Source organism: Plantibacter sp. MCCC 1A11337, from assembly GCF_013349365.1.
Taxonomy (GTDB): domain Bacteria; phylum Actinomycetota; class Actinomycetes; order Actinomycetales; family Microbacteriaceae; genus Plantibacter; species Plantibacter flavus_A.
On the sequence record NZ_JABJWX010000005.1, the window covers coordinates 188,074 to 210,594 of the forward strand.

The following is a 22,521-nucleotide window of genomic DNA, read 5'->3' on the forward strand; positions in this document are numbered from 1 at the left end:
AATGTTCCGTTCCCTGTCCAGCGTCAACTACCGCATCTGGTTCATCGGCGCACTCGTGTCGAACGTCGGCGCCTGGATGCAGGCCACCACCCAGAACTGGGTCGTGCTGACCGACCTCACCGACAACGACGCCGTGGCCGTCGGCGCCACCATGGCCCTGCAGTTCGGGCCGCAGCTCGTCCTCGTGCCGATCACCGGTCTCATCGCCGACCGCTTCGACAAGCGGAAGATCCTCATCCTCACCCAGTCGAGCCTCATGCTCCTGGCCGCAGCCCTCGGCGCCCTGCTCATCTTCGGTCACGCCGAGCTGTGGCACATGTACCTCTTCGCGCTGGCCCTCGGCATCATCAACGCCGTCGACGGCCCGGCCCGCCAGACCTTCGTCTCCGAGCTCGTCGACGAGCACAACATGTCGAACGCCGTCGCGCTCAACTCGGCGTCCTTCAACGCGGCGCGCATGGTCGGCCCCGCCATCGCCGGTCTCCTCATCGTCGCGATCGGCTCCGGGTGGGTGTTCGTCGTGAACGCCTTCACCTTCCTCGGCGTCATCGGCGCCCTGTTGGCCCTGCGCACCGGCAAACTCCGTCGGGCGCCGCGCGCACCGCGGGCGAGAGGACAGTTCGTCGAGGGCTTCCGCTACGTCCGCGGACGGCCGGACCTCATGGTGATCTTCGTGATCGTGTTCATCATGGGCGCGTTCGGCATGAACTTCCCGATCTTCGCCTCGACCATGGCCGTCGAGTTCGGCAAGGGCGCGGGCGAGTACGGCATCCTCTCCTCGGTGCTCGCGATCGGTTCCCTGACCGGCGCGCTCCTCGCGGCGCGGCGTGCGCAGGCCCAGATGCGGATGATCGTCGGCGCGGCCGGGCTCTTCGGAGTCGCTGCGCTCACGGCCGCGTTCATGCCGAGCTACTGGTCGTTCGCCGCCGTGCTGATCCTCGTCGGCTTCTCGACGGTGACGCTCCTGACGACGGCGAACGGACTCGTGCAGACGAGCACCGATGCCGCCGTCCGTGGCCGGGTGATGGCGCTGTACATGGCGATCCTCATGGGTGGCACCCCGATCGGCGCGCCCATCGTCGGATGGGTGGCGAACACCTTCGGGCCGCGCTGGGCGCTCGGCCTGGGCGCTCTCGCCGGGTTCGCGGCCTGCGCCACCGGTTTGGCCTACGGGGTGTTCCGTCATCACCTCCGTCTGCGCGTCGCACCGGACTCCCGCTGGCGCCTGCAGTTCACCCACGACGGGGTCGTCTCACCGGTCACGCCGGAGGACTTCTCGGAGCAGATCGCGCTCACCTCGCCGATCCCGCTGCCGAAGCCGAAGTCGCGCGCGAAGGCGCCCGAGCCGCGTCCCGAATCGTCACCGGTCGACGAGTCGACGACCCTCACCGGCTCCCGCCGCTAGACGGTCCTCCGCTCCGACCCGCTCGGCGTCCACAACTCCTGCATCCTGCGACCGCCGGGGCTCCCGGCCGGGCGGGGCGGCGGGTGACGCGGCCGGTCGTCACGCGCAGCAGGAGTCACGAACGACCCGACACCGGGCGGACACTCGGGACCCAGCACCGCAGCTCATCGCGGTAGCGGCGGTAGGGCTCGCCGAAGCGCGCTTCGAGGTCGGCCTCCTCGACGGGCCGGACCAGGACGTTCCAGACGACGGCTCCGAAGACCGCGTAGACGACCACGATCCAGGACGACAGCAGGAGTCCGACGCCGACGCCCTGGGCGATGCTGCCGACGGCCATCGGATTGCGGACGAAGCGATACGGCCCGGCGATGACGAGTCGGTTCGGCATCGCGGCGGGCAGCGGCGTCCCACCCCCGGTCGTCGCCATCGCGGCCGCCGACCAGAGCCCGACGACGCTCCCGAGCACCACGACGATGATGCCGGCGACGACGGCGATCTGCTCCGCGCCCGGCGGCAGGGCGATCGCGACCTGCCACCGCAGCTCGAAGAACCGCAGGACGGCGGGGATCACCGCGAGGAAGACGCCCCAGAACGCGACGATCTCGACGGCGGTCCTCACGAGTTGCGAACCGGTCGACGCCGACGCGTCCGCCGGGCGGAAGGCGAACGGCCCGACGGCGATCCACGCTCTCGGGATCCCGCCCGTGAGGACGAGCGCGAGTGCCGTGACCGAGCCGACCGCGGCACCGACCATCAGCAGGGCACCGATGCCCGCCTCCTGGGTCACGGCCGCGAAGATCCCCAGTGACACGGTGACCAGCAGCGTCCATCCGGTCGCGAGGATCGCCGCCCATCGGATGGCGCATGCGGCGAGCGCCGAGGCGACGACGAAGAGCGGGACGTCGAGCACGGCCATGACGACGGGGTCGAGGCTGCCGAGCGTCGCCGCACGGACGGGCGGGACGAGGAACACCGACACCCACCACGCTGCACCGGCGATGGCCTGCACCGCGAAGTACCAGCGTCCCCAGCGCTCGGCGCTCATGTGCTCGTCGGTGTCGGGGTCGGGGTCGGGGTCGTCATCGGCGTCGGCGCGCGATGAGCCACGCGACGAAGCGCCACCCCAGGAGGAGTGCGGCGAGGACGAGGACGGTCACGATGATGAAGCTGAGTTGGACGCCTTGGCCGGAGACCGCGCGCAGCACCATCCCGACGACGACGGTCGACACCCAGACGACGACGCCGGCCCAGCGGACGGAGCGGGTCTCACGCTGACCGAGGACGAGTGCGAGGACGTGTCCGACGAGGAGTCCGACGGCGAACGGCCACAGCGTCACGAGGAGTCCGAGGATGCCTTCGCCGTGGCTGGCGCGGCCGATGAGGACGAACACGATGACGGCGAGGAGGTCGATGCCGACGGTCGCGGCGAATCCGGCGGGGGTCCTGCTGGGGCGGTCCATCCCCTCACCCTATTGGCGTCGCCGCCGCCCTCCCTGGAGGGAGGCCGCATGGCGCGCTGCGAGGCCTGTCGCTCGTTGCCGTCGATGGCTACGATGGCGCTGACACCCGATCGACGAAGGAGCCGTCATGTCGTTCCAGGCCTATCTCGATGCCGCCGAGGCGAAGACCGGCAAGACCCCGCGCGAGCTCGTCGACGAAGCGCACGCCCGAGGCTTCGACGCGTCGACCAAGGCCGGCGAGATCCTCGAGTGGCTGAAGACGGACTACGAGCTCGGCCGGGGTCATGGGATGGCGCTCGTGCACGTCATCAAGAACGGTCCGACGATCAGCGCGAAGCACGTCGGCACCGACGGGGTGCACCGCGACGAGTCGACCGAGCTCTGGCTCGACGGAGCGGCGACGAAGCCCGCCGCGGGCTGATTCCCCGTCCGGGTTGCTGCCAGCGCGGTGCGCTGACGCGAGCGCGGGGCTGTGGCGTGAGCGCGCCCCTCTGGAGACCCGCGGTCACCCGCCAGACCCGCGCTGGAACCCGAACACCGCCGCTCGCGTCAGCGCACCGCGCTGGGCCCGGAACAGCGACCTTCGCGTCAGAGCGGTGCGCTGGCGGACGGAGTCTTCGCTCAGTACCAGAAGATCGGGATCCAGTCGCGATGATGGGCGTGCACGATCGCGAGGAAGACGATCGCGTCGAACAGCAGGTGGACCGCGAGGATGTAGCCGAGCGACCGCGTCTTCGAGAACAGGTACCCCTGGAGGAGTGCGAACGGGAACGTCAGCAGCGGACCCCACGAGCGGTAACCGAGTTCCCACAGGAACGAGACGAAGATGACGGCCTGCAGGAGGTTGGCCTGCCAGACCGGGAAGTGCCGTCGCAGCAGGGCGAAGCAGGTGCAGATGAAGAACAGCTCGTCCCACGTGCCGACCGCGTTGACGCCGACGAAGAACCGGCCGAGTTCCCCGGCGTCGCTGATCACCGGCCAGTTCTCGTAGGCACCGGAGCGGATGAAGTAGAACGGGAGTATCGCCCAGCCGAGCAGCGGAACGGCGACGAGATAGGCGATCTCGCCCTTCGTCTTCTTCTCGCGGCTGCGCCAGGGGAAGGTGATCGCCTTCCGCCGGTAGACGAATCGGTCGATGAGGAACGGGACACCGACCGCCAGCAGGAGCACGGTGCCGATGCGGAAGAAGCTCGGCCAGGAGACGTCCGCCTCCACGGATGTGGTCGAGACGATCCCGATGCCGATCGCGATGAGGAACAGGTCCTTCGCGAGTTCTCGGTCGATGAGGATCGCGGTCGCGAGCGCGGCGACGAGGAGCGGATAGCCGGCGAGCGGCTGGATGAGGCCGAAGAGGCAGAACGCGGACGCGGCGAGCAGCACCGCGGGGATCAACTTCATCGGGCGGCGGGCCGGGACGATCATCTCGGTCTGCATGCCGTCGATCCTACGGGTGCCGGCGCGGGGCGCTGACGTGAGCGCGGGGTTACGGGCGTCGGCGCGATGCGCTGACACGAGAGCGCCCGAACGGGCACGACCGCGGGGCTGGCGCGTGAGCGCGACGCTCCGGAGACCCGCGCTCAAGCGCATGACCCGCGCTCACGTCAGCGCACCGCGCTGACGCACCCACCGAGGAGGGTGTGCCCCACGTCGGCCGGCGGGTCAGGCCTCTCGGGTGATCTCGACCTTTACGAAGAGCTTCGAGCGGTAGGGGCCCGCGTACACCCCGCGGAGCGGGGAGACGTCGCCGTAGTCACGACCCCGCCCGATGAGGACGTGACGCTCACCCACGTCGACCATGTTCGTCGGGTCGAACCCACGCCAGTCACCGCAGAACCACTCGACCCACGCGTGCGACTCACCCGTCACGGTCTCGCCGATCGCCGCGTGCGGCTTCGGGTGGAGATACCCCGACACGTAGCGGGCCGGGATCCCGACCGAACGCAGCGCCCCGAGGACGATGTGCGTGATGTCCTGACAGACGCCCTTGCGGTTCGCCCACGCCTCGGCAGCGGTCGAGTACACACTCGTGACGCCCTGCACGTAGTCCATCTGCTCGCCGATCTCCCGGCTGATGGCCATCGCGGCCTCGCACGGGCTCTCGTGGCGGTCGGCGATGGTCCGGGCGAGCTCGACGAGGTCGTCCGGCGGCGTCGTGCGGCGCGTCTGTTCCAGGTGCTCCACCCGCGTCACGGCGGCCTGGGTCGCGATGTCGAGCTGCTCCCAGCCCGTCGGGTGCGGTTCGTGCTGGCGCGGCCGGACCTCGACGAGGCTCGTCGCCGTGAGCGAGAGCTCGTCGTGTGGGGTCAGCACCTCGAACGCCGAGACCTTCATGCCCCAGTAGTCGGTGTACGTCGACTGCGACGCTCCCGGCTGGATGTCGATGTGCGAGTACAGGGCGTACTGGTCCTCGGTCGTCACCGGCAGCATGCGCGCCTCGTTGTACGACGCGTTGACCTTGCCGCCGTAGGAGAAGCCGGTGCTGTGCTTGATGTGGAGCCGGGTCATGAGTTCTCTCCGATCCACGCGGGCACCGCGTGAGTGGGGAAGTAGCGTTCGCGGATCGCCTCGGACACCTGGCTGGTGACGTTCTGCACGGCGTCCATCCGACCGGGGAGGTCGACGAGCGTGTCCTGGATGGGCCGGTATTCGAGGTCGCTCCGGATCTGTCCGAGCAAGCGCTGGGCGGAATCGACCGTCCCGACGCGGCCTCGGCGCGGTTCGAGGTCGCGCATGCACTCCTCGGCCCGACTGATGGAGAACATGACCGACCTGGGGAAGAGCTGGTCGAGCAGCAGGAACTCGGCCGCGTTCTTCGCGCTCGGCATGCCGCGGTACGTGCGCAGGTAGGCCTCGTAGGCGCCGCAGGAGCGGAGGATCGTCGTCCAGGACGGGCCACTCGCCTCGGTGAGCGACCGCGTCGCCAGGAGCCGGGCGGTCATGTCGGCGCGTTCGAGGCTGCGACCGAGGGTGAAGAAGCGCCAGGCGTCGTCACGACTCGTGGCGGAGTCGACGATGCCGACGGCGAGGGCCGAGCGCTCGCGCACCCACCCGAAGAACTCGTGCACCTTGTCGCTCGCGACCCGGCGCGGCATCCGGGCACGCGTCGTGTTGAGGCACTCCCAGAGCTCGGTCGACACGATCTCGCGGGCACGACGCGCGTTCTCGCGGGCTGCGCCGAGCGAGTATGCGATCGACGCCGGGTGGGTGCGGTCGACGGCGAGCTGCGCGAGGACGTCCTGGCGGGTGAGCTCCTGGTCGGCGGGCGCGTCGCTCCCCATGACGGACAGCAGTGACCGGCAGGCGGTGTCCTCGTCGATCCACGGGTCCTCGAGCAGCAGCTGCAGGTGGACGTCGAGGATGCGCGCGGTGCCGTCGCTGCGCTCGATGTAGCGGCCGATCCAGAAGAGGCTCTCGGCGATGCGGCTCAGCATGATGCGTCCTCCTGCCCGGTGACAGCGGGCGTGGAGAGCGTCTGCTGCTGTTGCTCCTGCTGGTCCTGGTTGCCGACCGGACGGTCCTGGGGCGAGTGCTCCGGGGTCGTTCCGTGGTCGTAGATGATCGGGATCGACGTCGTCTCGGTCGTGGCCTGCTCGGCGACGAGACCCTGGATGTCGTGCGACGAGGCCTCGGGCGCGGCGTTCGGGTCGAAGGCACGGCCGACCACCCAGGTGTCCTTCGAGCCACCACCCTGGCTGGAGTTCACGACCAGCTGCCCCTCCGGCAGGGCGACGCGTGTGAGTCCGCCCGGCAGCACCCAGACGTCGTTGCCGTCGTTGACCGCGAACGGTCGCAGGTCGGCGTGGCGGGGACGCATGCCGTCCTCGACGAGCGTCGGGATGGTGGAGAGCATGACGACCGGCTGCGCGATCCAGCCGCGCGGGTCCTCCTGCAGCTTCGTCTTGAGGGTCGCGAGCTCCTCCTTCGAGGCGTCCGGGCCCACGACGAGGCCCTTGCCGCCGGAGCCGTCGACGGGCTTGATGACGAGCTCGTCGAGGCGGTCGAGGACCTCTTCGAGGGCGAGCGGGTCCTCGAGACGCCAGGTGTCGACGTTCGGGAGGATCGCGTCCTCGGCGAGGTAGTACTTGATGAGGTCGGGCAGGTACGTGTAGACGAGCTTGTCGTCGGCGACACCGTTCCCGACGGCGTTCGCGATGGTCACGTTGCCGAGACGTGCGGCGAGCATGAGCCCGGGCGAGCCGAGCATGGAGTCGGCACGGAACGACAGCGGGTCGAGGAACTCGTCGTCGACGCGGCGGTAGATGACGTCGACGCGAGTGGGTCCGGCGGTCGTGCGCATGAAGACCTTGCCGCCGGAGCAGAAGAGGTCACGGCCCTCGACGAGTTCGACGCCCATGAGCCGCGCGAGCAGTGTGTGTTCGAAGTACGCGGAGTTGTACACGCCGGGGGTGAGGACGACGACGTTCGGGTCGTCGACGCCCGGCGGGGCCGACGCACGCAGTGCCTGCAGGAGCTTGTTGGGATAGTCGCCGACGGGCCGGACGCGCATCGAGACGAACAGCTCGGGGAGCGTCTGCGCCATCACGCGACGGTTGGAGATGACGTAGCTGACGCCGGACGGGACCCGGACGTTGTCCTCGAGGACGCGCATCTGACCGTGCTCGTCGCGGATGAGGTCGATACCGGAGACCTGGATGCGGACGCCGTTCGCAGCCTGGATCCCGTAGGCCTGCCGGTGGAAATGCGACGACGAGGAGATGAGCTTCGCGGGGATGACGCCGTCGCGCACGGCGAGCTGCGGGCCGTAGACGTCGGCGAGGAAGGCCTCGAGCGCCTTGACACGCTGTTTGATGCCGGCCTCGACCTGTGTCCACTCCTGCTGCTCGATCACCCGCGGGACCGCGTCGAGCGGGAACGGACGCTCCTCACCGGCGAAGTCGAAGGTGACGCCCTGCGCGAGGTAGGAGCTGGCGAGGGCGTCGGTGCGACCTCGGAGCTCCTCCTGGGTCATCCGAGCGAGGGAGCTGTAGATCTCCTGATACGCCCGCCTGGCGGTCGCACCACCCGCATGTTCCGCCGCCTCGCCGAACATCTCGTCGAAGGCGGGGACGCCGCCCGGAGTCTTGCGCGGGGCGAGCGTGCCGCCATAGCCGTTGAACAGGTCACCCATGGGCCGACTCTACCGGGACACGTGTTGCCGGGGTGTTTCGGAGCGCGGGGAGGTGCCCTCGCCGGGGCCGCCCCTACGCGACCGAGGCGGCGGTGAGGGCGGCCAGTTCGTCGGCGGAGAGTTCGAGCGTGGCGGAGGCGAGGAGGTCGGGCAGCTGCTCGACCGTGCGGGCGCTCGCGATCGGCGCGGCGACGGTCGGCTGCGAGCGGAGCCACGCGAGCGACACCGTCGCGACGGAGACGCCGTGGGCCGCGGCGACCTCGTCGAGGACGGGCAGGAGCGCGGCGTGGTCGGCGAGGTAGGCCTGCGCGCCCTCGGCACGGACGCTGTCGACGCTCGACCCCTCGCGGTACTTGCCCGTCAGGAAGCCCTTCGCGAGCGAGAAGTACGGCAGCACCGCGAGCTGCTCGCGCTCGGCGATCGTGCGCAGCTCGCCCTCGAACTCGCGCTCGACGAGGTTGTAGTGCGGCTGGAGGGCGATCGGGCGGTGGAGCCCCTTGGCCTCGACGATCTCGAACCACTCGGCGATCCGCGCTGCGGAGTAGTTGGAGATGCCGAGGTGGCGGACCTTGCCGGCGTCGACGAGCGACGACAGTGCCGTCACCGTCTCCTCCAGCGGGACGGACTCGTCGTCGAAGTGCGCGTAGTAGAGGTCGATGTGGTCGGTGCGGAGGCGCTCGAGCGAGGCGTCGGCCGCCTTGAGGATGTTGTCGGCCGCGAGGCCTGTGAAGTCGGGGTGCTGGCTGACCTTGGTCGCGATGACGAGCTCGTCGCGGTTGCCTCGGAGTTCCTGCCACTCGCCGATGAGTCGCTCGGAGTCACCGCCGGTGTTGCCGGGCACCCACGCCGAGTAGCCGTCGGCGGTGTCGATGAAGTTGCCGCCGCCCGCGACGAAGGCGTCGAGGATGTCGAACGAGGTCTGCCGGTCGGCGGTCCAGCCGAACACGTTGCCGCCGAGGTTCAGCGGGAAGACGGACAGGTCGGACGTTCCGAGGGTGGTGCGGGCGTGAGTCATCTGATGATCCTCCAGGGTTCGGTGCATCGCTGGTACTTCTCTTCACGCTAAGCCCGCGGACGGCTCGACTATTCCGTCGTGTCGTCCGATGACGAGCGGGCCACCGAGGCCGGACTGGCTCTCCACGGTCCGGTGCCGGCCGTCCTACGGTGGCTCGATGGGCTATCGCATCGACGACTCGAAGGACCGCATCGACCGGGACGCCGTGTGGGCCCTGCTCCGCGAGGTCTACTGGACGAAGTGGCGCAGCCGAGCCGACGTCGAGACGCAGATCGACGACGCCTGGCGCGTGATCGGCGTGTACGAGGAGGAGACGGGCGCACAGGTCGGTTTCGCACGAGCGGTGTCCGACGGACTCGGCTTCGGCTACCTCGCCGACGTCGTCGTGGACGAAGCGCACCGGGGCCACGGGCTCGGCAAGCGGATCGTGCAGGCCATGATCGACGACGGTCCCGGCGCGCACTTCCGGTGGACGCTCTTCACGAGCGACGCGCACGGCCTCTACGAGCAGTTCGGGTTCACCGACCCCGGCCCGACCGCGCTCGTCCGCCCAGCCGCGCAGCTGCCTGTCCACCCGACGCAGGTACCCACCGCCTGAGTTGCGGCACGTCGTCGCTGAACCGCGGCCCGGGCGACCGATCACCTCACTTCACCTCATCACTCTCGCCCGGCCTCCAGCCGCGACGGGCTAGCGTTGACGTATGTGGATCTCCGACGACGGCCGATACAACATCGTCGATGTGCCCGCGGAAGCGTATCCGGGGCGCGCCTATCTCCTCGAACTCGTCGCCGGACTCGATCCCGACGAGCTGCAGACGCTCGTGACCCGCATGCAGACGTTCGATGACGCGATGATCGACCGACTCGAGGTCCTCGTCGACGACGAGGCGCCCGAGGTCGCACCGGATCCGGAGCGTGAAGCGCCGTACGTCGATGAGATGATCCCGCGACGCGTCCTCGACTCGATCGACTGGGACGCGATCCTCACCCCACCGTTCCGGATCGAGGCGATCGACGTCGCCGGTGACCGCTGGCGCATGGATGCGTGGGCCTTCCTGGAGTCGATCGTCGAACCGCCCGTCACCCGACCGAGCGCTCGCAACCTCGGCTCCTCCCCCATCGATCCGGCGTAGACCCGCACCTGCCGAATAGGCTGGGTGTCATGACCGACGACGACGTCACCATGACGAACGAACCCTCGCCGCTGCTCGCCGAGGGAGCCGAACTCGAGCACCTGTACACGGGCGCGATCTGGAGCGAGGGCCCCGCGTGGATCGCCGAGACCCGCAGCGTGCGGTGGAGCGACATCCCGAACAACCGCATCCTCGAGTTCGACACCGCGACCGATGAGACGGCCGTGTTCCGGGACGGCGCCGAGTACACGAACGGCCGCACGATCGACCGCGAGGGCCGGGTCGTGCAGTGCAGCCATGGGCGTCGCGCGGTCGAGATCGAGGGGCCCGACGGCCCGATCACGCTCGTCGACCGTTGGGCCGGCGGCCGCTTCAATTCCCCGAACGACGTCGTCGTGCACTCCGACGGCTCGATCTGGTTCACCGACCCGCCGTACGGCATCGACGCCAGCGGGCGTGAGGGGCACCCGGGTGAGCAGGAGTACGACGGCTGCTACGTCTTCCGCTTCGAGCCGGACACCGGAGCGATCGAGCCGGTGATCACCGCCCTCGTCCACCCGAACGGGCTCGCGTTCTCCCCTGACGAGTCGATCCTGTACGTGTCGGACACGGGTGACGGCGCACTCCGCATCGCCGCGTACGACGTCGCCGAGGACGGCGTCTCGGTCGTCTTCGGTGACACCCCGGGACGCACCTTCGCGAGCACCGCGGTCCCCGCATCCGACGGCTTCCGGATCGATGTCGACGGTAACGTCTGGTCGTCTGCGGGCGACGGCGTCGAGGTCTTCGACCCCACCGGCGCGACCATCCTGCGCATCCCGGTCCCCGAGCGCACCGCGAACGTCTGCTTCGGTGACGAAGACGGCCGCAGCCTCTACATCACGGCCAGCACGTCCCTCTACCGGATCCGAACCGCCACCCGCCAGAGCCCGCGAACTGTCACTCCAGCACAGTGACGGGGCGCTGGACTAGCCGTTGGTGACAGTTCGCGAGCTGGCTCGGGGGACGAGTTCGGGGGCGAAGACGATGTGGCGGGATGACGGGGGCGGGACGGGGGCACCGTCGGCGACCGCGAACTCCTGGAGGAGCAGCTCGACGGCCGCGACACCGAAGCCCTCGTGCGGCGCACGCACCGAGGTGAGCGGGATGATCGACGACTCCGCGAACTCGATGTCGTCGTAGCCGACGATCGCGATGTCCTCGGGCACCCGGACCCCGTGCTCGACCACGAGCGCCTGCATGATGCCGAGTGCCAGCAGGTCGTTGACCGCGAAGACCGCGTCGGGACGGGCGTCGACCGGTCGTGCGGCGATCGCGCGTCCGAGCTCGCGCCCCTCGGCGATCGTCCGCTCCGTGCCCGCGATCACCTCCAGCGTGGCTCCCGGAATCGCTGCGACGGCGGCACTCGCACCCTCGAAGCGGTCGGCGACCTGGCGGATGCCGAGGGGACCACCGACGAACGCGAGCCGACGACGACCGGTCTGCAGCAGGTGCTCCGCGGCGAGGAACCCACCCCGGACGTCGTCGACCGACACCGACGGCTGGTCCGGTGACGACGCGAGCTGCCCGACGAGGACCGACGGGATGCCCCGCTGCCGGATGCTCGTCAACCGCTCCTCGACGGACTCGTGGGAGGCGACGAGCATGCCCTGCACACGCTGCGCCTCGAACATGCCGAGATAGGCGTCCTCGCGCTCACGACTCCGGTTCGAGTTGGCGATGAACACCGAGAGACCGTCTTCGGCCGCGCGCTGCTCCACCCCCTCGGCGATGGTCGCGAAGAACGGGTTGCTGACGTCCGGCGCGATGTACGCGATGGTGCCACTCCGACCGAGACGGAGCTGCCAGGCCGCGTTGTTCCGCACGAACCCCAGCTGGTCGATCGCCCGCTGGATGCGTTCCTGCTTCTCCGGGGAGACCCGATCGGGGTGGTTGATGTAGTGCGAAACCGTCCCCATGGAGACGTCGGCGAGCGTCGCGACCTCGCGGATTCCGACTCGTCCCATGCTCAACCCCTCCTGTCGTCCTGCGGCGCTGCGGGCACTCGCCCGCGGCCCGGCTCAGTCTAGATCGCCGGGTCCCGGGCGGTCCTGAGCGCTGCCGGGCTGCTGGTCGCGCGGCTCCGGGCCGGTCCAGCCCGGTCCGAGCGGCTCGGGGATCTCCACGCCGACCTCGATGAGGGCGTCGGTGACGACGCGGATCGCGTTGAGGGCGCGAGGGAACCCCGCGTACTGCACGGTGTGGATGACCGTCTCGAGGATCTCCGTCGCGCTGCAGCCGACGTTGATCGCACCGCGGGTATGGCCGCGCAGCTGTGGTTCCAGCCCACCGAGCGCGACGAGAGCCGCGAGGGTGATGAGCTCCCGCTGCGCCAGCGTGAGCCCCGGCCGGGAGTAGATGTCGCCGAAGTTGAACTCGATACCGAAACGCGCGAGGTCCTGCGCGAGCCCGGTCTGCATCGCGACGAGCCCCTCCGACTTCCCCTCGCCGTACACCTCGTCGAACTTCGCCTTGCCGCGCTCGAGTCTCGTCATGTCCTCTGGTCCTGTCGTCATCGTCCGTCGCCTCAGATCGAGTGTCCGCCGTCGAGCGGCAGGATGAGGCCGGTGAGGTTCACGGCGGCGGGTGAGGCGAGGAAGACGACCGTCTCCGCGAGGTGCTCCGGCTCGCCGAGGAGCCGGGTGGGGATCTGCGCGAGGAGCGCCTCGCGGCGTTCCGGGGTGTCGTTGTCGCGGCCGGGGGTCGCCTGGGCTCCGGGGGCGAGCGCGTTGACGGTGACACCCTGCTCGGCGACTTCGATCGCGAGCGCCTTCGTGAGTCCGACGACGCCGGCCTTGGCCGCGGCGTAGGCCGTCGCCCCGCGCACGAGGCGTCCGCCACTGACGGCGGCGATGGACGCGATGCTGATGATGCGACCGGAGCGCTGTTCGAGCATCGAGGGCAGGACCGCGCGCGTGACGTTGAACACCGAGTTGAGGTTGCGGTCCATCTGGGTCATCCAGGTCTCGTACGTCATCTCGTGGAAGAAGCTGACCGCGCCGCCGCCCGCACCGTTCAGCAGGATGTCGACCCCGCCCCACTCGTCGACGATGCCGCCGACGGCAGCCTGGACGGCGTCGAAGTCGGTCAGATCGGCCGTCGCCGATGCGGCCCGCACCCCGTGCGCACGGACGAGTTCCGCCGTCTCCTCGAGCCCGGCGGCGTTGAGGTCGAGGCCGGCGACGTCTGCCCCCTCCGCGGCGAGCTTCTGGGCGATCACCCGGCCGAGCGCTCCTGCTGCTCCGGTGATGACGGCTCGTTTGCCCTGCAACCTCATGTGCGGTTCCGTTCCTCGTCCGGCGGGTCGAATCGCCGTTTATCGTCGTTGACTGTGGTCGTGCCGACATGATCGAGATCACGGGACGACGATCACCCATTCTCGTCGCCGTCTTGAAACGTGTCAATATGCATTCCGTCCAGCCGTCGTCATGCCGGAAGTGCCTCGCCGAGCGGAACTGATCCGACGCTTGACATGCGACCCGTGCGCGGTTAGCCTCGGCCATTGAAACGCTTCAACTTTGCTCGCGACCATCACCGCTCGCGTCTCAACATCACTGCCACATCTTCAAGGAGGAAATGTGTCCACAGCGCACCGGGCCCCGAAACGTCGGTCGGCCACCGCCATCGCCGCTCTCGGCGTCACCGCTCTCGCCCTGACCGCCTGCGCAGGGAACGGCGGCGCGTCGAGCGCCACGTCGTTCGACTACCTCGCGGCCGTCGAGAACTCGATCGTCCGCGACGAACTCACCGCTCTCGGCGACGGCGCGTGCGCCGCGAACGAGAAGGCGCTGCCGCTCAAGGTCGAGACCCTGCCCCAGGCCGACGTGCTCCAGCGCGTCACGCTGCTCGCCAGCCAGAACGCCCTGCCCACCACCTTCACCGCACCGACCGCACCGCTGCGGCCCGGCGGCACCCTCGGCGACGACGACACCGTCCTCGACCTCGAAGACACCCTCACCGAGCTGGGCGTCATGGACGACATCCTCCCCTCGGCCGTCGCCACCGTGAAGAACATCTACGGCGACCGGTTCGTCTCGATGCCCTACCAGTACAACGTCGAGGGCTTCTTCTACAACAAGACGATGTTCACGGACCTCGGCATCGCGGTCCCGCAGACGTGGGACGAACTGCTCGACGCGGCCGACACCGTTCAGGCCTCCGGCAAGTCCGCCTTCACGGTCTCCGGTGCCCAGGGCTGGACGATCACCCGCTACATCAGCACCTACCTGTTCCGACTGCTCGGCCCGGACGCGATGAACGACATCGCCTCGGGCGACGCCAAGCTGACCGACCCCGAGTACGTCGAGGCGATCACCGCCGTCGCTGACCTCGGCAAGTACTTCGGTGCCGGCATCACGACGATGGACATGCAGACCGCGACGAGCGAGTTCTTCACCGGCAACGCGGCCATGATGTACAACGGCACCTGGATGCTCGCCGACGTCTACAACACCGAACTCAACCAGATCGGTGAGGACGCCGTGGGCTTCATGCCGTTCCCGACCGTCGAGGGCGGCAAGGGTTCGATCGACCAGTACCCGGCCAACACCGGTGCGGCGACCTCGTTCTCCACGAAGGGCTACGACGAGGAGAAGGTCGGCGGCTGGCTGAGCTGCATCGCGGAGAACTACGGCTCCAGCGTGCTGAAGAACCAGGGCGTCATCTCCGGGTTCAAGCTCAACGAAGAGGTGACCGACGTCCCCGCGCTCACCGCCGAGGTGCAGGGCATCATGGCCGACACCGATGAGACGGTCACATGGTTCGAGACCTTCCTCCCCGAGAAGGCCGGCGTCGACGCCCAGACCAACGCCGCCCCGCTGCTCACCGGCGGCATCTCCCCCGAGGACTTCGCGGCGCTCGTCCAGGCCGGCGTGGACGCGGGTCTCAAGAAGTAACCGGCGATCCGGTCGCCCGGCAGTAGCCCGGCGACCGGATCCGTCCGTCCGCGGACATCCACCTCTGCAGCGGGTCTCGCACCTCGCCGCCCAGCCTCACGGTCCCCCGACCGACTCAGGAGCACAGCATGAAAGACGTCCTCGGCGACAGGAAGGCCATCGCCATCCTGCTGGGCCCGGCCCTGCTCATCTTCACCCTGGTGAAGCTCGTCCCGGTGATGTGGTCGTTCGGCCTCACCTTCTTCCAGGGCGACCTGCGCGGCTTCGAGTTCGTCGGCCTCGACAACTTCGCCCAGCTGTTCGCCGACCCCACGGCACCGGAAGCGATCTTCTTCAGCATCAAGTACTCGCTCATCGCGACGGTCGCGCAGATCGCCCTCGGCTATGCACTCTCCCTCTTCTACGTCTTCGTCCTGAAGAAAGCGTCGACGCTCGTCCGCACGCTCGTGTTCTTCCCGGTCGTGCTGCCGACCGTCGCCGTCGGTCTGCTGTTCAAGCGCCTGTTCGAGGTCGCGCCGCAGACCGGACCGGTCAACGCCATCCTGAACGGCTTCGGCATCGACTCGGTGGACTGGTTCAGCTCGCCCGACAGCGCGTTCGTCGTGATCATCATCATGGACCTCTGGCGGTCGATGGGCTTCTACGCCGTCCTGCTCTATGCGGGGCTCCTCGACATCCCCGAGGAGGTGATCGAGTCGGCCCGCATCGACGGTGCCCGCGGCCTGAAGCTCGTCCGGTACATCATCGTGCCGCTGTCACTCCCCGTGCTGCTGTCCGCGGTGATCTTCAGTTTCAACGCGACGCTCAAGGTGTTCGACTCGGTGCTCGCCTTGACGGGCGGCGGGCCAGGGACGGCCACGACCCCGCTGACGCTGTACATGTACAACACGACGTTCACGTACCAGAACTACGGCTACGGCTCGACGCTCGCGTTCGTGCTCACGATCATGTGCTTCCTCGTGACGCTCCTGATCTTCAAGACCTCCCGCAAAGACCTGACGAAGGACTGACGCCATGACGACCGCCATCACCCCGGCGCCCGGCGCCACCACACCGGCCTCGAGCGGCAGCGGCGACGGATCCGGCACCGCCGTCCGCCGGCCGAAGATGCGTCGCGCTCCCCGCTCGCGCGCCTACTACCTGCGGAAACTGCCCTCGGTCATCCTCATCGGACTCCTGCTCGTGATCGAGATCTACCCGATCGTCTGGCTGTTCCTGTCCTCGTTCAAGAACCAGCGCGAGTTCCTGCAGGAGTCCACCTTCTCCCTCCCGGAGTCGTGGAGCTTCGACAACTACGTCACCGCCTGGACGACCGGCAACATCTCGCAGAACCTGCTCAACAGCGTCATCGTGACCCTGCCGTCACTCGTCTTCATCCTCATCTTCGGCGTCGCCGCCGCCTTCGCCCTCGAGGTGATGGTGTGGAAACGCCGCAACCTGACGCTGCTGCTGTTCATCTCCGGCATCATGATCCCCGGCCAGATGATCCTCGTGCCACTCTTCGTCGCCTACTTCAACCTCGGCCTGACGAACACCTACTGGCCGATGATCATCACCTACACGGCGCTCGGGATGCCGCTGACGGTCTTCATGATGACCGCCTACTTCCGGGCCGTGCCGCGCGAGGTGTTCGAGGCGTCGACGATCGACGGAGCCGGCATCATCCGTTCCTTCTGGTCCATCGGACTGCCGATGGTGCGGAACGCGCTCTTCACGATCGGGCTCGTCCAGTTCCTCTCCATCTGGAACGACCTGCTCATCTCGCTGACCTTCACGACGAACGCCGACCTCCGCACCATCCAGGCCGGCCTGTTGAACTTCAGTGGGGAGTTCGGCCAGGTCGACTACGGGCCGCTGTTCGCGGGCATCTGCATCAACGTCTTCTCACTGCTCGTCGTGTTCGTGTTCCTCAACCAGCGGATCATGAAGGGGCTGGCATCCGGCGCACTCAAGGGGTGATGCCCGAGTGCCCGACGACTGCAGGATGGACGACATGATCAACGACGACACGACCCACACCTCCTCCACCGACCGGACGACCGCGGCAGTGGCGACACCAGACGACCTCCGACCGCTCGGCTCGACCGGGCTCGTCGTGAGCCCGGTCACGGTCGGCACCTCAGGACTCGGCACGCCGGCGAGCGCCGACGGCTCCCCCGGCCCGGGCTCCACGGCGTTCGCAGCGGCCGCCCTCCGTGGTCCGAATCTGCTTGTGGACACGTCGAACAACTACTCGGACGGACGCAGCGAGACGGCGATCGGCGACGCCATCCGTCAGAGCGGTCTGCCCGAGGGACGCGGAGTGGTGACGAAGGCCGACCAGGATCCGTCGACGGCGGTGTTCGACCGCGACCGGGTGCTGCGGTCCTTCGAGGAGAGCCTCGAGCGGCTCGGCGTCGAGCGCATCCCGGTGTTCCACCTGCACGACCCGTACTCGGTGTCGTTCGAGGAGGCGTCGGCACCGCGTGGTGCGATCGAGGGCATGCTGGCACTCAGGGAGCAGGGCTTGGTCGACGCGATCGGGATCGCGGCCGGTCCGCTCAGCGTCATGCTGCCGTATGTGCGGACCGGCGCGTTCGACGTGTTGCTGTCGCACAACCGGTTCACGCTCGTCGACCGGTCGGCGACCGGCCTGCTGGAGGAGGCGCGCTCGCTCGGGATGGGCGTCTTCAACGCGGCTCCGTTCGGGGGCGGACTCCTCGCCGGACGGCGCGGGCGCGACGGCAAGCCGGCCACGTACGCGTACCAGGTCGGATCACCCGAGTTGCTCGCCTGGGTCGACCGCGCCGACGAGCTGGCCACCCGCCACGGCATCCCGCTCGCGGCTGCCGCGCTCGCGTTCTCGACGAGATCGGAACTCGTCGACTCCACCGTCGTCGGGATGAACCGGCCCGAGCGATTGGAACAGGTCGAGACGCTGCGAACGACCCACATCCCCGAGGACTTCTGGTCGGACCTCGACGCACTCGGCACCCCGCCGAGCACCATCACCGACTGAGCCCGTCCTCCATCCATCCATCCACCCACCCGCTCCCCTTTCCCTTCCACTGTCCCTTTCTCAGGAGTCCGCCGGCGTGGCGTCCGCTGGCCGGGCCGGCGCGCCGATGACCTCCTGAGAAAGGGACGCCCGACGATGAAGGTTGCACGACGATGAACGACTCAGCACGGCTCGCGGCGTCGTGGGTCGAAGATCCGATCCCGGGGACCGGCCGGCGGCGACCCCGTGCCGACGAACTGAGCGACGCACGTCGGTTGTCCCTCAACGGCGACTGGGCGTTCACGCTCTCGCCCACGGCCGACGGGACGGGCGACGCCTTCGGTGATCCGTCGCTCGACGACTCCTCCTGGGACCGCATCCGGGTGCCCGCGCACTGGGTCCTCGAGGGCCACGGGCAGCCGCTGTACACGAACACCGCGTTCCCGATCCCGATCGACCCGCCTCACGTGCCCGAGGAGAACCCGACGGGCGACTACCGCCGCACCTTCACCCTGCCGGAGGACTGGCGTCGCGATGACACGGTGCTGCGCTTCCAGGGTGTCGACTCCTGCGGGACCGTGTGGTTGAACGGCGTGCTCCTCGGCCACAGCAAGGGCAGCCGTCTCCCGGTGGAGTACGACGTCGGCGAGCACCTCGTCCCCGGTGAGAACGTCCTCGCCGTGCGGGTGCACCGGTGGTCGAGCGGCACGTACCTGGAGGACCAGGACATGTGGTGGTTGCCGGGCATCTTCCGCGACGTCGACCTCCTGGAACGCCCGGCCGGCGCGATCGACGACGTCCAGGTCCGCGCGAGCTACGACCATCGCGACGGCATCGGCGTCCTGCGCGTCGACACCGACGTCCCCGGCCTCGTCGACGTCCCCGAGCTCGGCATCCGCGACCTCCCCACCGGCACCGCGACCGCTCTGCCGGTCGAGCCCTGGAGCGCCGAGGTACCGCGCCTCTACACGGCGCACCTCAGGCCACGGCCGACCGATGAGACGCCCGTGGCCGACGAGACCGTCGAGCTGCGCATCGGCTTCCGCACCGTCTCCATCGAGGACGGCCGCTTCCTCGTGAACGGCGTCCCGGTGCTGTTCCGCGGGGTCAACCGGCACGAGCACGACCAGGACCGCGGCCGTTCGCTCGACACGGAGACCATGCGGCGGGACATCCTGCTCATGAAGCAGCACAATCTCAACGCCGTGCGCACGAGCCACTACCCGCCCCACCCGGACTTCCTCCGCCTCTGCGACGAGCTGGGGCTGTGGGTGGTCGAGGAGTGCGACCTCGAGACCCACGGCTTCATTTACACCGACTGGGCCGGCAATCCGCCGACGGAGCCGGTCTGGCGCGACGCGATGCTCGACCGTGTCCAGCGGATGGTCGAGCGAGACAAGAACCACCCGTCGATCGTCGTGTGGTCGATGGCGAACGAGAGCTGGGTCGGCGAGAACTTCGACGTGCTGGAGCAGTGGATCCGCGAGCGCGATCCGTCTCGGCCGATCATGTACGAGCGCGATCCGTCGTATCGGAACTCGGACTTCTCCAGCCTCATGTACCCCGACCAGGAGCTGCTCGAGGCCATCGGCCGTCGCGAGGAACCGACCCCCGTGGGCGTCGTGGCGGGGTCGCCGGACGACGTGCGTCGGCGGCGACTCCCGTTCCTGCTCTGCGAGTACGCGCACGCGATGGGCAACGGCCCGGGGTCGCTCGTCGACTACCAGCGGATCCTCGAGTCCTCCGACCGGTTCTGCGGCGGCTTCGTCTGGGAGTGGATCGACCACGGCTTCCGCAGCACCGACGCCGCCGGGAACGAGTTCGTCATGCACGGTGGCGATGTCGCCTTCCGACCGAACGGCGGACGCTACTGCCTCGACGGACTCGTCTTCGCCGACCGCACGCCCTCCCCCGGCCTCGCCGAGCTGCACGCCGCGATCAGTCCGGTCGAGCTCCTGGCGGACGCCACCACCGGCACGCTGACGGTCAGGAACAAACACGACATGCGGTCACTCGATCACCTGGCGCTCCGGTGGCAGCTGGAGGACGACGGCCTCGCCGTCGCGTCGGGCGCGTTGACGACACCGCCCGTGGACCCCCGGAGCGCGGTGACCGTCGACCTGCCGGCCGAGGCGACCGTGCCGACCGCCGGTGTCGATCCCGTCTCCGGCGCACCCGTCGAGCGTTGGCTCACCGTGCGCGCGGTCCTGGCGGCCGACGAGCCGTGGGCGGCAGCGGGACACGAGGTCGCGTTCGGGCAGGCGCGGATCGCCGCCGACCGACCGGCGGATCCGACCGGCGTCACCGTTCCCGTGGCGTCCGCGGCACGCAGACCGCTCGCTCACGCCGACCGCACGCCGGGCCACCGCATCACCCTCGGCGCAGGCTCCTTCGACGCCCGCACCGGCCGACTCCGCGCGCTCGGCGATCTCGAGTTCGACGGGCCCGTCCTCGACATCATGCGCGCACCAACCGAGAACGACCGGGGCCAGGGGCCGCGGAACACGGCCGCAGCCAGTTGGAAGCTCACGGGACTCGACCGCTTCCTCCACCGGACCGACGCCGTCGAGCGGATCGACGACGGGCAGGGCGGCGGCCTGCGGGTCTCCGGCCGCAGCGCCCCCGCCGCGCACGGGCTCGGCCTGCGCTGGACGTTCGACTGGACCGACGCGGGCGGCGCCTTGGACCTGTCGGTCACCATCGTCCCCGAGGGGATCTGGGAGCACACCCCCATCGGCGATCACGTGCTGACGCTGCCGCGCCTGGGCCTCCGACTCGGACTACCGGGCAGCTATACGGATGCGACGTGGTTCGGTCGGGGCCCCGGCGAGTCGTACGTCGACAGCCTCGCCGCGGCGCGCATCGGTCGCTTCACGAGCAGTGTCGACGGGCTCCAGACCGACTACCCGGTGCCCGAGGAGAACGGCAACCACGTCGGGACGCGGTGGGTGGAACTCACCGGCGACGGCCTGCCGGCCTTGCGAGCCGAGCAGCTGCAGGACACCGGCTTCGACTTCACCGCCAGACGATGGACGAGCGAAGCGCTCGAGGAGGCCCGCCACCCGCAGGACCTCCGAGACTCCGGCCGCGTGTGGCTCAACCTCGACCATGCGCAGCACGGGCTCGGCAGCTCGTCCTGCGGGCCGGCCCTGCCCGAGCGCTACCGGGTGCCGGTGGCGGAGACGACCTTCGGTGTGCGGCTGCGGACGCTCACGCCCGACCCTGCAGGATGAGGTTCCAGTACACCCAGGGCAGGACGTGGCGGTCGGCGATGAACGTGAACCGGCGCTCCTTCGCGAGTCCGTTCCAGAACGGGATCGAGGGCTTCGGGCGGTAGCGGTCGTCGAACTCGGCGAACACCACCGTCCCGCGGGAGACCGTGAACGGGCACACCGAGTAGCCGTTGTAGACCGTGCTCGGCTCCTGGCCGGACCGCACGGCGACGAGGTTCTTCGCGAGGGTCTTCGTCTGTTGCCGGAGGGCTCCGCCGGACTTCGAGCTCATCACCGCGGCGGCGTCGCCGAGCGCCCAGACGTCGGGGAAGCGCGGATGCCGCAGGGTCAGCGAGTCGACCTCGACGAAGCCACCCGGGTTGCCGGGCTCGGCGAGCGCCGTTGCCGCGAGCCAGTCCGGTGCGGACTGCGGCGGCACCGCGTGGAGGACGTCGTAGGGGATCTCCTCCCGAAGTCCCCCCGTCACGCCGTCCTGCCCGCGATCCGGGCCGTCCTGCGGGTCGGTCTGCGCGATGGTCACCACGCGCTGCTCCGGGTCGACCGCGACGAGCTCGCGCGAGAACCGCACCTCGATGCCGTACTCGGCGACCTTGCGGTCGAGTTCGGCGTCGATCATCGGCATGCCGAACATCGTGGGTGTGGGCACGACGAGCACCACACGGATGTCGTCGAGGACGCCCGTCTGCCGCCAGTGGTCGCACGCGAGGTACATCGGCTTCTGCGCGGCGCCCGAGCAGCTCGCGGGGCCGGCGGGCTGCGTGAACACGACGGTGCCCGAGCGGACCGACCGGAGCACGCGCGAGGCCTTCTGCGCGTACTCGAACGTGTAGTTGGAGATCCCCACCGGCGAGGCCATCGCCTCCGTCAGACCGGGCACGGCGTCCCAGTCCTGCTGGATGCCCGGAGCGACGATGAGCTGGTCGTACTCGACGGCGGTGCCGGATTCGAGTGTCAGCGTCTTCGCGACCGGGTCGATGGACCGGACCCGGTCCTGGATCCAGGTCACGCCCTTCGGCGTCACTGCGCGCTGGGGCCTCGTGGCCACCGATGCGGACGCGGTCCCGCCCGCGACGTGCGAGAACATCGGCTGGTACCGGTGGTGTTCGCGCGGTTCGATGACCGCGACGTCATCGACCCCGTATCGCCGGAGCCTGCCCGCGACGGACAGACCGGCGTTGCCGCCACCGATGACGACCACCTCGTGATGGAGCGGAGCCCTGCTGGAGTCGGTCACGG

At 69.2% G+C, this 22,521-nt stretch carries 21 protein-coding genes; 10 read left to right on the top strand and 11 right to left on the bottom strand.

Going from position 1 to position 22,521, the window contains the following annotated elements; genetic code table 11:
- The first annotated feature begins 1 nt into the window (after position 1).
- On the top strand, positions 2 to 1,405 hold the full coding sequence (locus HOW07_RS17430) for an MFS transporter (RefSeq protein WP_175117995.1): 1,404 nt from the start codon (positions 2 to 4) through the stop codon (positions 1,403 to 1,405).
- Positions 1,406 to 1,520: 115 nt separating this feature from the next.
- Here HOW07_RS17430 and HOW07_RS17435 read toward each other — a convergent pair whose 3' ends face one another.
- Together HOW07_RS17435 and HOW07_RS17440 are read right to left on the bottom strand one after the other, a co-directional pair.
- On the bottom strand, positions 1,521 to 2,450 hold the full coding sequence (locus HOW07_RS17435) for an isoprenylcysteine carboxylmethyltransferase family protein (RefSeq protein ID WP_175117996.1): 930 nt from the start codon (positions 2,448 to 2,450) through the stop codon (positions 1,521 to 1,523).
- A gap of 34 nt (positions 2,451 to 2,484) precedes the next feature.
- The gene (locus tag HOW07_RS17440) at positions 2,485 to 2,865 is read right to left on the bottom strand and encodes a DUF3054 domain-containing protein (protein WP_175117997.1); all 381 of its coding nucleotides are present in this window, start codon (positions 2,863 to 2,865) and stop codon (positions 2,485 to 2,487) included.
- Positions 2,866 to 2,992: 127 nt separating this feature from the next.
- Here HOW07_RS17440 and HOW07_RS17445 point away from each other — a divergent pair, with 127 nt between their 5' ends.
- Positions 2,993 to 3,286, top strand: coding sequence for a DUF4287 domain-containing protein (locus tag HOW07_RS17445; protein WP_175117998.1), 294 nt, complete (start codon positions 2,993 to 2,995; stop codon positions 3,284 to 3,286).
- Between the two features lie 200 nt (positions 3,287 to 3,486).
- Here HOW07_RS17445 and HOW07_RS17450 read toward each other — a convergent pair whose 3' ends face one another.
- From HOW07_RS17450 to HOW07_RS17470, 5 genes are all read right to left on the bottom strand, one after another.
- On the bottom strand, positions 3,487 to 4,299 hold the full coding sequence (locus HOW07_RS17450) for a CPBP family intramembrane glutamic endopeptidase (RefSeq protein WP_175117999.1): 813 nt from the start codon (positions 4,297 to 4,299) through the stop codon (positions 3,487 to 3,489).
- Between the two features lie 225 nt (positions 4,300 to 4,524).
- Positions 4,525 to 5,370 carry a transglutaminase family protein gene (locus HOW07_RS17455; RefSeq protein WP_175118000.1) on the bottom strand — a complete coding sequence of 282 codons (846 nt, stop codon included), beginning with the start codon at positions 5,368 to 5,370 and terminating at the stop codon, positions 4,525 to 4,527.
- A complete protein-coding gene (locus HOW07_RS17460) occupies positions 5,367 to 6,296 on the bottom strand; it encodes an alpha-E domain-containing protein (protein ID WP_064295753.1) in 930 nt (309 codons plus the stop codon). The genes HOW07_RS17455 and HOW07_RS17460 overlap by 4 nt, the downstream gene beginning before the upstream one ends.
- Entirely contained in the window at positions 6,290 to 7,993 is a 1,704-nt protein-coding gene (locus HOW07_RS17465) for a circularly permuted type 2 ATP-grasp protein (RefSeq protein ID WP_121292247.1), read from the bottom strand. Before HOW07_RS17465 ends, HOW07_RS17460 begins: the two co-directional genes overlap by 7 nt.
- A gap of 73 nt (positions 7,994 to 8,066) precedes the next feature.
- Entirely contained in the window at positions 8,067 to 9,008 is a 942-nt protein-coding gene (locus HOW07_RS17470; RefSeq protein ID WP_064295751.1) for an aldo/keto reductase, read from the bottom strand.
- 157 nt (positions 9,009 to 9,165) lie between these two features.
- Between HOW07_RS17470 and HOW07_RS17475 the strand changes: the two genes are divergently transcribed.
- The 3 genes from HOW07_RS17475 to HOW07_RS17485 all read left to right on the top strand — a co-directional run bounded on the left by HOW07_RS17475 (position 9,166) and on the right by HOW07_RS17485 (position 11,097).
- Positions 9,166 to 9,606: a GNAT family N-acetyltransferase gene (locus HOW07_RS17475; RefSeq protein WP_175118001.1), complete on the top strand. Its 441-nt coding sequence runs from the start codon at positions 9,166 to 9,168 to the stop codon at positions 9,604 to 9,606.
- A 103-nt stretch (positions 9,607 to 9,709) separates the two neighbouring features.
- Entirely contained in the window at positions 9,710 to 10,141 is a 432-nt protein-coding gene (locus tag HOW07_RS17480) for a hypothetical protein (RefSeq protein WP_064295749.1), read from the top strand.
- Between the two features lie 29 nt (positions 10,142 to 10,170).
- Positions 10,171 to 11,097 (top strand): SMP-30/gluconolactonase/LRE family protein, encoded by a 927-nt coding sequence (locus HOW07_RS17485; RefSeq protein ID WP_254628461.1) that lies wholly within the window; start codon positions 10,171 to 10,173, stop codon positions 11,095 to 11,097.
- Positions 11,098 to 11,109: 12 nt separating this feature from the next.
- Here HOW07_RS17485 and HOW07_RS17490 read toward each other — a convergent pair whose 3' ends face one another.
- The 3 genes from HOW07_RS17490 to HOW07_RS17500 are packed head-to-tail and all read right to left on the bottom strand — an operon-like array spanning position 11,110 to position 13,457.
- On the bottom strand, positions 11,110 to 12,147 hold the full coding sequence (locus HOW07_RS17490) for a LacI family DNA-binding transcriptional regulator (RefSeq protein ID WP_175118002.1): 1,038 nt from the start codon (positions 12,145 to 12,147) through the stop codon (positions 11,110 to 11,112).
- A 54-nt stretch (positions 12,148 to 12,201) separates the two neighbouring features.
- Complete coding sequence (locus HOW07_RS17495) at positions 12,202 to 12,696, bottom strand: carboxymuconolactone decarboxylase family protein (RefSeq protein ID WP_217485398.1); 495 nt, start codon at positions 12,694 to 12,696, stop codon at positions 12,202 to 12,204.
- An 11-nt stretch (positions 12,697 to 12,707) separates the two neighbouring features.
- Positions 12,708 to 13,457 (bottom strand): SDR family NAD(P)-dependent oxidoreductase, encoded by a 750-nt coding sequence (locus tag HOW07_RS17500; RefSeq protein ID WP_064295740.1) that lies wholly within the window; start codon positions 13,455 to 13,457, stop codon positions 12,708 to 12,710.
- 301 nt (positions 13,458 to 13,758) lie between these two features.
- Here HOW07_RS17500 and HOW07_RS17505 point away from each other — a divergent pair, with 301 nt between their 5' ends.
- The 5 genes from HOW07_RS17505 (at position 13,759) to HOW07_RS17525 (ending at position 21,285) form a co-directional block, all read left to right on the top strand.
- Positions 13,759 to 15,075: an ABC transporter substrate-binding protein gene (locus HOW07_RS17505; protein ID WP_079003547.1), complete on the top strand. Its 1,317-nt coding sequence runs from the start codon at positions 13,759 to 13,761 to the stop codon at positions 15,073 to 15,075.
- A gap of 128 nt (positions 15,076 to 15,203) precedes the next feature.
- The gene (locus HOW07_RS17510; protein ID WP_064295739.1) at positions 15,204 to 16,085 is read left to right on the top strand and encodes a carbohydrate ABC transporter permease; all 882 of its coding nucleotides are present in this window, start codon (positions 15,204 to 15,206) and stop codon (positions 16,083 to 16,085) included.
- Positions 16,086 to 16,089: 4 nt separating this feature from the next.
- Positions 16,090 to 17,034 (top strand): carbohydrate ABC transporter permease, encoded by a 945-nt coding sequence (locus tag HOW07_RS17515; protein ID WP_228507330.1) that lies wholly within the window; start codon positions 16,090 to 16,092, stop codon positions 17,032 to 17,034.
- A gap of 34 nt (positions 17,035 to 17,068) precedes the next feature.
- Positions 17,069 to 18,073 carry an aldo/keto reductase gene (locus tag HOW07_RS17520; RefSeq protein WP_175118003.1) on the top strand — a complete coding sequence of 335 codons (1,005 nt, stop codon included), beginning with the start codon at positions 17,069 to 17,071 and terminating at the stop codon, positions 18,071 to 18,073.
- Between the two features lie 152 nt (positions 18,074 to 18,225).
- Positions 18,226 to 21,285: a glycoside hydrolase family 2 TIM barrel-domain containing protein gene (locus HOW07_RS17525; RefSeq protein ID WP_175118004.1), complete on the top strand. Its 3,060-nt coding sequence runs from the start codon at positions 18,226 to 18,228 to the stop codon at positions 21,283 to 21,285.
- On the opposite strand, the gene HOW07_RS17530 is transcribed toward HOW07_RS17525, so the two are convergent.
- Entirely contained in the window at positions 21,263 to 22,519 is a 1,257-nt protein-coding gene (locus tag HOW07_RS17530) for an FAD-dependent oxidoreductase (protein WP_175118005.1), read from the bottom strand. The two genes, HOW07_RS17525 and HOW07_RS17530, sit on opposite strands and share 23 nt — an antisense overlap.
- Between the last annotated feature and the right edge of the window lie 2 nt (positions 22,520 to 22,521).